The organism is Caldicoprobacter faecalis, assembly GCF_900115765.1.
In the GTDB taxonomy this organism is placed as follows: domain Bacteria; phylum Bacillota; class Clostridia; order Caldicoprobacterales; family Caldicoprobacteraceae; genus Caldicoprobacter; species Caldicoprobacter oshimai.
In genome coordinates, this window is the sequence record NZ_FOXR01000053.1 from 1 (window position 1) to 8,741 (window position 8,741).

Annotated in this window: 8 protein-coding genes and 4 tRNA genes; all 12 read left to right on the forward strand. The window is 46.0% G+C overall.

Translation table 11 applies throughout. The annotated features are described in order from the left end of the window. Positions 1-133: 133 nt before the first annotated feature. The 12 genes from BM241_RS11505 to BM241_RS11560 all read left to right on the forward strand — a co-directional run bounded on the left by BM241_RS11505 (position 134) and on the right by BM241_RS11560 (position 8,385). Positions 134-1,423 carry a Gfo/Idh/MocA family protein gene (locus BM241_RS11505; RefSeq protein WP_025748116.1) on the forward strand — a complete coding sequence of 430 codons (1,290 nt, stop codon included), beginning with the start codon at positions 134-136 and terminating at the stop codon, positions 1,421-1,423. A 247-nt stretch (positions 1,424-1,670) separates the two neighbouring features. Further along, entirely contained in the window at positions 1,671-2,117 is a 447-nt protein-coding gene (locus tag BM241_RS11510; protein WP_025748115.1) for an RrF2 family transcriptional regulator, read from the forward strand. A gap of 178 nt (positions 2,118-2,295) precedes the next feature. Next, on the forward strand, positions 2,296-3,588 hold the full coding sequence (locus BM241_RS11515; RefSeq protein WP_092282852.1) for a homocysteine synthase: 1,293 nt from the start codon (positions 2,296-2,298) through the stop codon (positions 3,586-3,588). Positions 3,589-3,590: 2 nt separating this feature from the next. Then, positions 3,591-4,040, forward strand: a complete 450-nt coding sequence (locus tag BM241_RS11520) for an RrF2 family transcriptional regulator (RefSeq protein ID WP_092282853.1) — start codon at positions 3,591-3,593, stop codon at positions 4,038-4,040. Between the two features lie 66 nt (positions 4,041-4,106). Beyond that, positions 4,107-5,042, forward strand: coding sequence for a cysteine synthase A (cysK, locus tag BM241_RS11525; RefSeq protein ID WP_025748112.1), 936 nt, complete (start codon positions 4,107-4,109; stop codon positions 5,040-5,042). Between the two features lie 15 nt (positions 5,043-5,057). Further along, on the forward strand, positions 5,058-5,975 hold the full coding sequence (gene metA / locus BM241_RS11530) for a homoserine O-acetyltransferase MetA (RefSeq protein ID WP_092282854.1): 918 nt from the start codon (positions 5,058-5,060) through the stop codon (positions 5,973-5,975). Between the two features lie 73 nt (positions 5,976-6,048). Then, positions 6,049-6,252, forward strand: a complete 204-nt coding sequence (locus BM241_RS11535; RefSeq protein WP_025748110.1) for a DUF1858 domain-containing protein — start codon at positions 6,049-6,051, stop codon at positions 6,250-6,252. Between the two features lie 272 nt (positions 6,253-6,524). Continuing rightward, on the forward strand, positions 6,525-7,931 hold the full coding sequence (locus tag BM241_RS11540; RefSeq protein ID WP_092282855.1) for an NAD(P)/FAD-dependent oxidoreductase: 1,407 nt from the start codon (positions 6,525-6,527) through the stop codon (positions 7,929-7,931). Between the two features lie 132 nt (positions 7,932-8,063). Continuing rightward, a tRNA-Lys gene (locus BM241_RS11545) sits at positions 8,064-8,139 on the forward strand. Positions 8,140-8,144: 5 nt separating this feature from the next. After that, positions 8,145-8,219: transfer RNA gene (locus BM241_RS11550), tRNA-Glu, on the forward strand. An 8-nt stretch (positions 8,220-8,227) separates the two neighbouring features. Further along, positions 8,228-8,304 (forward strand) — tRNA-Asp (locus tag BM241_RS11555). Positions 8,305-8,309: 5 nt separating this feature from the next. Next, positions 8,310-8,385, forward strand: a tRNA-Thr gene (locus tag BM241_RS11560). Positions 8,386-8,741 lie beyond the last annotated feature (356 nt).

An 8,741-nucleotide genomic window follows, 5' to 3' on the forward strand; every position in this document is an offset into this window, starting at 1 on the left:
AGTATAAAAAAGCATCTTAATAGGTATATAAATTGGCTGAATTATTGATTTTTCAAGGTCTAGCAGTCAATATTTAACTGCGAAGTTTGAGTAAATTAAGAATAAATTTTTTGTAGGTGGGAGTGAAAACAACATGCCAAATGGTAAACCAATTACGGCAGTTATTGTGGGGGCAGGGCACCGCAGTTTGCTTTATGGTTCATACGCATTAAGGCATCCAGATCAGTTTAAAATTGTGGGAGTGGTGGATCCTGACCCCATCAGGAGAAACGAAGCTTGTAAGATGTTTTCAATTCCTCAAGAAAATGTTTTCGCGAGCATAGATGAGCTATTGGAGCGCCCAATAATAGCGGATGCTGCTATTAACGGAACAATGGATTCTCTCCATGTTCCTCTGACTATTCCGCTTTTAAAAAAGGGGTATAACGTTCTTCTTGAAAAGCCTATAGGCATTTCTAAGGAAGAAGTTTTAAGCTTATGGAGGACAGCACAGGAAACCGGGAAACTAGTGATGATATGCCATGTGCTCAGGTATGCACCTTTTTATGTTGAAATCAAGAAGGTGGTCGCAGCAGGGAAAATCGGTAAAGTTGTTCATATTGAAACAGCCGAGAATGTAAGTTACCATCACATGGCGACGGCGTTTATCAGAGGGAAATGGAATAGCAAAGCCAGGTGTGGATCCAGCATATTGATGGCAAAATGCTGTCATGATCTGGATATTATTTCGTGGCTAAAGAGCGGAGTTGCACCAACCTCGGTCACAAGCTTTGGACACTTAACCCAGTTTAAAAAGGAGAACGCGCCGGAGGGTGCAGGTACTCGATGCCTAACCGATTGTAAGATTGAGGACAGGTGCCCTTATTCTGCAAAGAGATTGTATATTGACAAGGGACTTTGGAGTTTTTATGCTTGGGAATCCATAGAACATCTAGGAGGCAGCAAGGCCCCTAAGGAAGTGAAGATAGAGTCGTTGAAAACCAATAATCCTTATGGCCGCTGTGTATGGCATTGTGATAACGATGTTGTGGATCACCAATCTGTAATCGTTCAATTTGAAGATGGGTGTATAGCTGTACACAATTTAATTGGTGCTACTGCCAGGCCGTGTCGTACTATACATATTGTTGGCACTCAAGGAGAAATAGAAGGTGTAATGGAAGACGGGCAATTTGTTATCAGGTATCCATCTTTAGAAGTAGGGGAGGAATACGTTGAGGAAGTAGTAAAAGTTGATGTGCGAAATGAAATGCATGGCGGGGGAGATTTACGCCTTGTAGAGGATTTTGTTCGACGGCTTGGGGGAGAAGCTCCTTCCATATCGTCAACAGGGCTGGAAGATTCGATTTATGGGCACTTGATTGGATTTGCGGCCGATCAATCAATGGTTGAAAAGAGAAGTATAGAAGTAAAAATCCAATAAGGGCATATTTTAAAGGAGCTATACTACAGCTTAGACAATCTTTGGTTTTGCTTTTTGGCAAAACCAAGGATTATTTTGTCCTCCATTGCTTTTTATGCAATAAAAAATTCAACTTTTAAAAAATATGTTTGACAATCTAAAAAGAGTGTAGTAATATTTATAAATGATATTATTCATATAGGATTAGTAGAGATAATTGAAACTCTGTTTATTTAAAAAAGGAAGGAGGGTCAGGGGGAAGGACTAAATGAGAATATCCACCAGAGGTAGATATGGGCTGAGAGCGATTGTCGATTTGGCCGTGTATTCAAAAGGCGGGTATACGGCACTCAACAGCATAGCCGAAAGGCAGGGGATCTCGGAAAAGTATCTCGAGCAGGTGTTCAATGCCCTCAAAAAAGCGGGTATGGTAAAGAGCGTCAAGGGCTCGCGCGGTGGTTACATACTGGCATGTGATAGCGCCAGCACCACCGTGGGGGACGTACTGAGGGTGCTGGAAGGCGAGCTTTCGGTGGTGGAACCGTCGCAGAAGGAGACCGGTATGCAGGATGCAATGGAAAAATTCTTGGAGAAAAACGTTTGGAGCAAGATAAATGATAGAATCAATAGCGTGTTGAATTCCATAACCATTGAAGACCTGGTAAATGAATACAGAAAGATGATGGAGGCATCCTCATTGATCTACTATATTTAGGACTATAAACTTGTCCGCTGTAAATTTTATCAGTGGTTGTTGGCAACCAACTGCAGGTTAAGCCTTATTTTGACCTTGTTGTAGTTGTGGTCTTTTTGAGCAGCTGCAGTGCGTAACGAAGGTAGATAAAGCCTGTATTTAGCCGGGTTTATACTCTATTTTAAGGAGGGAGATGCAAGTGAGCCAGAGGAAGCTCGGGTTTGACACATTGCAGGTCCACGCGGGCCAAATTCCCGATCCGGTTACAGGGGCCAGGGCTGTACCTATTTATCAAACCACTTCCTACGTTTTTAAAGATACCGATCACGCTGCTAAGCTGTTTGCTCTTGAGGAGGAGGGCAACATATACACCAGGATCATGAATCCCACCACCGATGTCTTCGAAAAAAGGATGGCGGCTTTAGAGGGCGGCGTGGGAGCATTAGCTGTTGCGTCGGGTTCGGCAGCTGTGATGTATTCCATTTTGAATATCGCGTCAGCCGGGGATGAGATAGTATCTGCCAGCACATTGTACGGTGGAACCTACAATCTGTTTTCCTCGACTCTCAGCAAGCTGGGCATAAAGGTGATATTTGTAAATCCCGATGACCCGGATAACTTCAGGAAGGCCATAACTGACAAAACCAAGGCCTTATTTATCGAAACCATAGGAAATCCTGGAATAAACTTGGTCGACATCGAAGCGGTGGCCAAAATTGCTCACGACAATGGCATTCCCCTTATTGTTGACAACACATTCGGTACTCCTTATCTTATAAGGCCTATAGAATATGGGGCCGATATAGTGGTACATTCGGCCACTAAATTCATAGGCGGGCATGGTACATCGATAGGCGGGGTGATAGTCGATTCGGGGAAATTTGATTGGGAAGCCAGCGGAAAGTTTCCGGGGCTCACACAGCCTGATCCCAGCTATCACGGGCTGGTTTATACCAAGGCCTTTGGCGCTGCAGCGTATATCATGAAGGCCAGGGCGCAGCTGCTACGAGATACAGGCGCCTGTATAAGCCCGTTTAACTCGTTCCTCTTGCTAATGGGACTTGAGACCCTGTCCTTGAGAGTGGAAAAGCACGTGTCAAATACCAGAAAGATTGTGGAATATTTGAAATCTCATCCGGCGGTCTCGTGGGTCAACTATCCAAACCTTGAAGGGAACAAATACTACCAACTGGCGCAGAAGTATTTCCCCAAAGGGGCGGGATCTATATTCACTTTCGGCATAAAGGGCGATATAGATGCCTGCAAGAGGTTTATCAATAGCCTGGAGATATTCTCTCATCTGGCCAATGTCGCCGATGCTAAATCCCTTGTGATCCACCCTGCAAGTACCACCCATGCCCAGCTGTCCGAGGAAGAACAGCGGGCGGCAGGGGTTACCCCTGACATGATCAGGATTTCGGTAGGTATAGAGGATGTGAATGACCTAATATATGACCTGGAGCAGGCTTTGAGAAAGGCAGTGAATGGCTGATTATGACCATTTCGACCAGGGGAAGATATGGGGTTAAAGCCATGCTGGACCTGGCCTTGAACTCTTCACAAGACAGTGTCCCGGTAAAGAGTATTGCCGAAAGGCAGAACATCCCGGGGAAATACCTTGAGCAAGTGCTGTCTGCGCTTAAGAAAGCTGGGTTGGTAAAAAGCGTCCGAGGCCCTACGGGAGGTTACATGCTTGCAAAGCCTCCCGAGCACATTACGGTGGGCGATATCTTAAGGGCCCTGGAAGGCGACCTGGCTCCCGTCAAGTGCGTAGAGCAAGGTCAGAAGAAGGAGAAGTGTGCACGGGAACGCCAGTGCATAACCAAGTACGTGTGGGCCAGGATAAGGGATGAGGTCAATCAAGTGGTGGACAGCATTACGCTGAAGGATTTGGCTGATGCCTACGAAAAAGAAGTAATGAATGGATATATGTATTATATCTGAGTTCGATGATAAAGCCTTGAATAAAGAAAAGAATTTCAATAAAATCTTTAAAGAGGGGATGATATTATGGCCAGAATTGCGAAGAAATTAACAGATCTCATAGGCAACACTCCCTTGTTGGAGTTGACCAACTACAATAAAGCTAACGGGTTAAAAGCTCGTCTGATTGCAAAGCTGGAATACTTTAATCCCGGTGGAAGCGTCAAGGACAGAATAGGCTTTGCCATGATTGAAGATGCTGAGAGAAGGGGCTTGATAGATAAGAATTCCACTATCATCGAACCCACTAGCGGCAACACCGGTATTGCGCTGGCGCTGGTAGCAGCTGCTAAGGGTTACAGGCTGATTCTTACCATGCCAGATACCATGAGCCTTGAGCGCAGAAGCCTTTTGAAGGCCCTTGGCGCAGAGTTGGTGCTAACGCCTGGTGCTGAAGGCATGAGGGGTGCGATAAAGAAGGCCGAGGAGTTGGCAGCCAGCATACCCGGTTCGTTTATGCCGCAGCAGTTTAAGAATCCTGCAAACCCTGAGATTCACAGGAGGACGACCGCTGAGGAGATATGGCGGGATACCGATGGAGAAGTAGACATATTTGTGGCAGGAGTAGGAACAGGCGGTACGCTGACGGGCGTCGGCGAGGTTTTGAAACAGCGTAAACCTGATGTCAAGGTTATAGCCGTAGAGCCTTTTGATTCACCGGTGCTGTCGGGAGGTAAGCCAGGTCCGCATAAGATTCAGGGCATAGGGGCTGGTTTTATACCTGAAGTGCTCAATACCAGCATCATAGACGAGGTCATAACGGTGAAGACCGAGGATGCTTACAATACTTCTCGAACCCTTGCAAAGACTGAGGGCTTACTGGTAGGAATATCTTCTGGTGCAGCCGCTTTTGCGGCAACCCAGGTTGCCAAGCGAAAGGAAAACGAGGGTAAAACTATAGTGGTTATATTGCCCGATACAGGTGAGAGGTACCTGTCAACAGATCTATTCAAAGAAGTTTAGGAAGGGAGATGAGATATGCCAATAAAGATACCCAACGACCTGCCAGCTGCTGAAACATTGATGAATGAAAACATATTCGTGATGTTTGAAGACAGGGCTTTGCATCAGGATATCAGGCCTTTACAGATCGTAATATTGAATCTCATGCCCAATAAGATAGTGACCGAAACTCAGATACTGCGCCTCCTGGGCAATTCGCCCTTGCAGGTAGATATAGTGCTGCTTCATCCAAAGAGCCATGTGTCAAAGAATACCTCAAGGGAGCACCTTATAAAGTTCTACAACACCTTCGATGAAATCCGTGAACAGAAGTTTGACGGGATGATTATAACAGGTGCGCCGGTAGAGCATCTTGAATTTGAAGAGGTGGATTACTGGGAGGAGCTTAAGGAGATAATGGAGTGGAGCAAGACCCATGTCTTCTCCACCTTTCATATATGCTGGGCAGCTCAGGCGGGGCTTTATTATCATTATGGAATACCCAAATACAAGCTGCCGCAAAAGATGTTTGGAGTATTCCCCCACAGGGTCTGTAAGAAGAATGAAAAGTTGCTCAGGGGCTTTGATGACATATTCTATGTACCGCATTCCAGGCATACCGAGGTGAGGAAAGAGGATATACTCAAGGTCCCCGAGCTTGAGATTCTGGCTGAGTCGGAAGAAGCAGGGATTTATATAGTTGTTTCTAAAAACGGCAGGCAGGTCTTTGTGACGGGCCATTCCGAATATGACCCTCTTACCCTCAAAGAGGAGTATGAAAGGGACAAGGCTAAGGGGCTTAATATAAATCTGCCTAAGAATTATTTTCCCGGCGATGACCCAAATGCTATGCCTATCGTAAATTGGCGCAGCCATGCAAACTTGCTGTTTTCTAACTGGCTAAACTACTATGTATATCAAGAGACGCCGTATAATCTAGATGAGATAGGCTAAAACCTAAATAAAGGGATTGATTATTGACGCAAGTGGGTGTATGATGTAAAAAAAGGATAAAGGAGGTAGTGCAATGGCACAGGTAACCAAGGATATGACCATTGCCCAGGTGCTGCAGATTGACCGTGGTACAGTGCCCATTTTCCTGCGGTTTGGCATGCACTGTCTGGGATGTCCTATATCCACCGGTGAAACCCTGGAGGAGGCATCGGCAGCTCACGGGATCGATGTAGACGAACTGGTAAAGGCGCTCAACGATTACCTGAAGGATAAGTAATTTTGCGCTTCTAATAGAGCGAGGAAAGCCCCTTCTTTACAAAAAATTGTAAGAAGGGGCTTTTTTAATGAATATAGCTGATTGATTTAAACCGGTTTTTCTGATATCATTTATTGGGCGCATGGAATTGTCCAAGGACGGCTTTTGCGTGTAATGAATTTGCTGGAGAACCGCGAATTGACAGCATATAAGCTTTTTAGCGGGTTTTTGTGAAAAGGGGTACTAATTAAGAATCCTTTTTAAGGATTTAAGGAGGGAACGGGACATCAGCTATGGAAAGATATGATGTGGTGATAATAGGAGCGGGGCCGGCAGGTATTTTTACGGCTCTCGAGCTTATCAAGCAAAAGAAGGAATTGAAGATGCTGATGGTAGACAAAGGGCCCCATCTAAACAGGAGGGTATGCCCTGCACGGGAAACAGGGAAATGTGCCAACTGCCATCCCTGTGCTATAGTAAGCGGATGGGGTGGTGCAGGCGCTTTTAGCGATGGCAAGCTGACGCAGAGCGCCGAAGTGGGTGGCCGTATCCTGGACTATATGGATGAGGATGAAGCCAACCGGCTGATAAAATATGCCGATGATATATATTTGAGTTTCGGGGCTAATGCGACGCTTCATGGCGTCAATTCGGCCAGGGTGGAGGAGATAAAGTACCAGGCCTTAAAGCACAACATACGCCTGATTCCGTGTGGAGTAAGGCATCTGGGCACCGAGAAGGCTATCAATGTGCTTAAAGCCATGTATGAATATCTCACTGGTCAGGCCAATGTTAAGTTTAGCCCCATGACCGAAGCTGTTGATATAATTGTAAATGATGGGAAGGCTACAGGGATTGTTGTACAAAAGCAGGGCCAAAAGGAGATTATAGACTGCGATTATGTGGTGGTGGCGCCGGGGCGGGCTGGAGCCGAGTGGCTGGCTCAGCAGGCAAAAAAGCACGGCATTCCCATTTACAACAACGAAGTGGACATCGGAGTACGTGTTGAGGTGCCCAATGCTGTTATGGACCATCTTACAAAGGATTTGTATGAAGCCAAGCTGGTGTATTACTCTGACACCTTTGAGAACAAGGTGAGGACTTTCTGCATGAATCCAGGCGGCGTGGTATCTGAGGAGCACTATGACGGCAAGATAGCCGTTGTAAACGGCCACAGCTATGCGGATCCGGCCCTTAAAACCGATAACACCAATTTTGCTGTGCTGGTCTCCACGCGCTTTACACAGCCTTTCAACCAGCCAATAGAGTACGGCAAGTATATCGCCTACCTGGCCAACATGTTGACTGGCGGAGGTATCATGGTACAGCGCCTGGGAGACCTGCTTATGGGCAGAAGGACGGATTACAGCAGGCTCAAAAAATCGGTTACCATTCCCACTTTAAAGAGCGCTGTACCGGGAGATTTGAGCTATGTGCTGCCGCAGCGCTATCTTACATCCATAGTGGAGGCGTTGAGAGCGTTTGATAAGATAGCGCCGGGGCTGTATTCCCGCGATGTGCTGCTATACGGTGTCGAGGTTAAATTCTACAGCAGCAAGATAGAGGTAAACAACAGGTTTGAGACTCCCGTAATGAATTTATACGCCATTGGGGACGGTGCAGGCATTACCCGCGGGCTTATGCAGGCATCTGTCACTGGAATCGTGGTGGCAAGGGATATCGTATCGAAACAAGGATAAAAATTATTATTTAAAGCGGGACATGGGTTTCTATTTTTGTGATTTTCTGACCTGTTTTTATAAAATTGTGATTTACACGGTTGACAATTCGGCCAGTCTTGTGTATTATATAATCTGCATTGGTTGATGTGTGACCCATTAGCTCAGGTGGTAGAGCACTGGACTTTTAATCCAGGTGTCCGGCGTTCGAATCGCCGATGGGTCACCATTTATGGCCCCTTGGTCAAGTGGTTAAGACACCGCCCTTTCACGGCGGTAACAGGGGTTCGAATCCCCTAGGGGTCACCATGAAATGCGGCCCGGTAGTTCAGCTGGTTAGAACGCTAGCCTGTCACGCTAGAGGTCGAGGGTTCAAGTCCCTTCCGGGTCGCCATAGACGCTGGCGTAGCTCAATTGGCAGAGCAGCTGACTTGTAATCAGCAGGTTGCGGGTTCAAGTCCCACCGCCAGCTCCAGTATTCCCAAGGGTTTGAAGCCCTTGGGATTTTTAATTGAGTGGAAAAATGTTTGGGGTGATAAAGATGTATGATACTTATTCTTCTCTACAAGAGTTTATTGACGACTTGAAAGCTGTTGGAGAGATAGAATTTGAATATAACGACAAAGACTATTCACTTTTGTATTACGACAAAATTTACATTTGCGAGTACAACAAACGTAAGCGTCAAATAGAGCACACCTAAAAATTTGTAATCAGATGTGAGATAATTCCTCCGTAGAAATGATGAGGAGGGATTATCTATGACGCACAAAGAGCGTAAGCAACAGTGGGAAGCTAGGATTGAGGCATATAAGTCCAGCGGCTTAAGCA

Bases quoted from the DNA above. Each gene is read 5' to 3' on its own strand.
- BM241_RS11520 (WP_092282853.1), top strand. From the start codon at position 3,591: ATGACCATTTCGACCAGGGGAAGATATGGGGTTAAAGCCATGCTGGAC.
- BM241_RS11540 (WP_092282855.1), top strand. From the start codon at position 6,525: ATGGAAAGATATGATGTGGTGATAATAGGAGCGGGGCCGGCAGGTATT.
- BM241_RS11505 (WP_025748116.1), top strand. From the start codon at position 134: ATGCCAAATGGTAAACCAATTACGGCAGTTATTGTGGGGGCAGGGCAC.
- cysK (WP_025748112.1), top strand. From the start codon at position 4,107: ATGGCCAGAATTGCGAAGAAATTAACAGATCTCATAGGCAACACTCCC.
- BM241_RS11535 (WP_025748110.1), top strand. From the start codon at position 6,049: ATGGCACAGGTAACCAAGGATATGACCATTGCCCAGGTGCTGCAGATT.
- BM241_RS11510 (WP_025748115.1), top strand. From the start codon at position 1,671: ATGAGAATATCCACCAGAGGTAGATATGGGCTGAGAGCGATTGTCGAT.
- metA (WP_092282854.1), top strand. From the start codon at position 5,058: ATGCCAATAAAGATACCCAACGACCTGCCAGCTGCTGAAACATTGATG.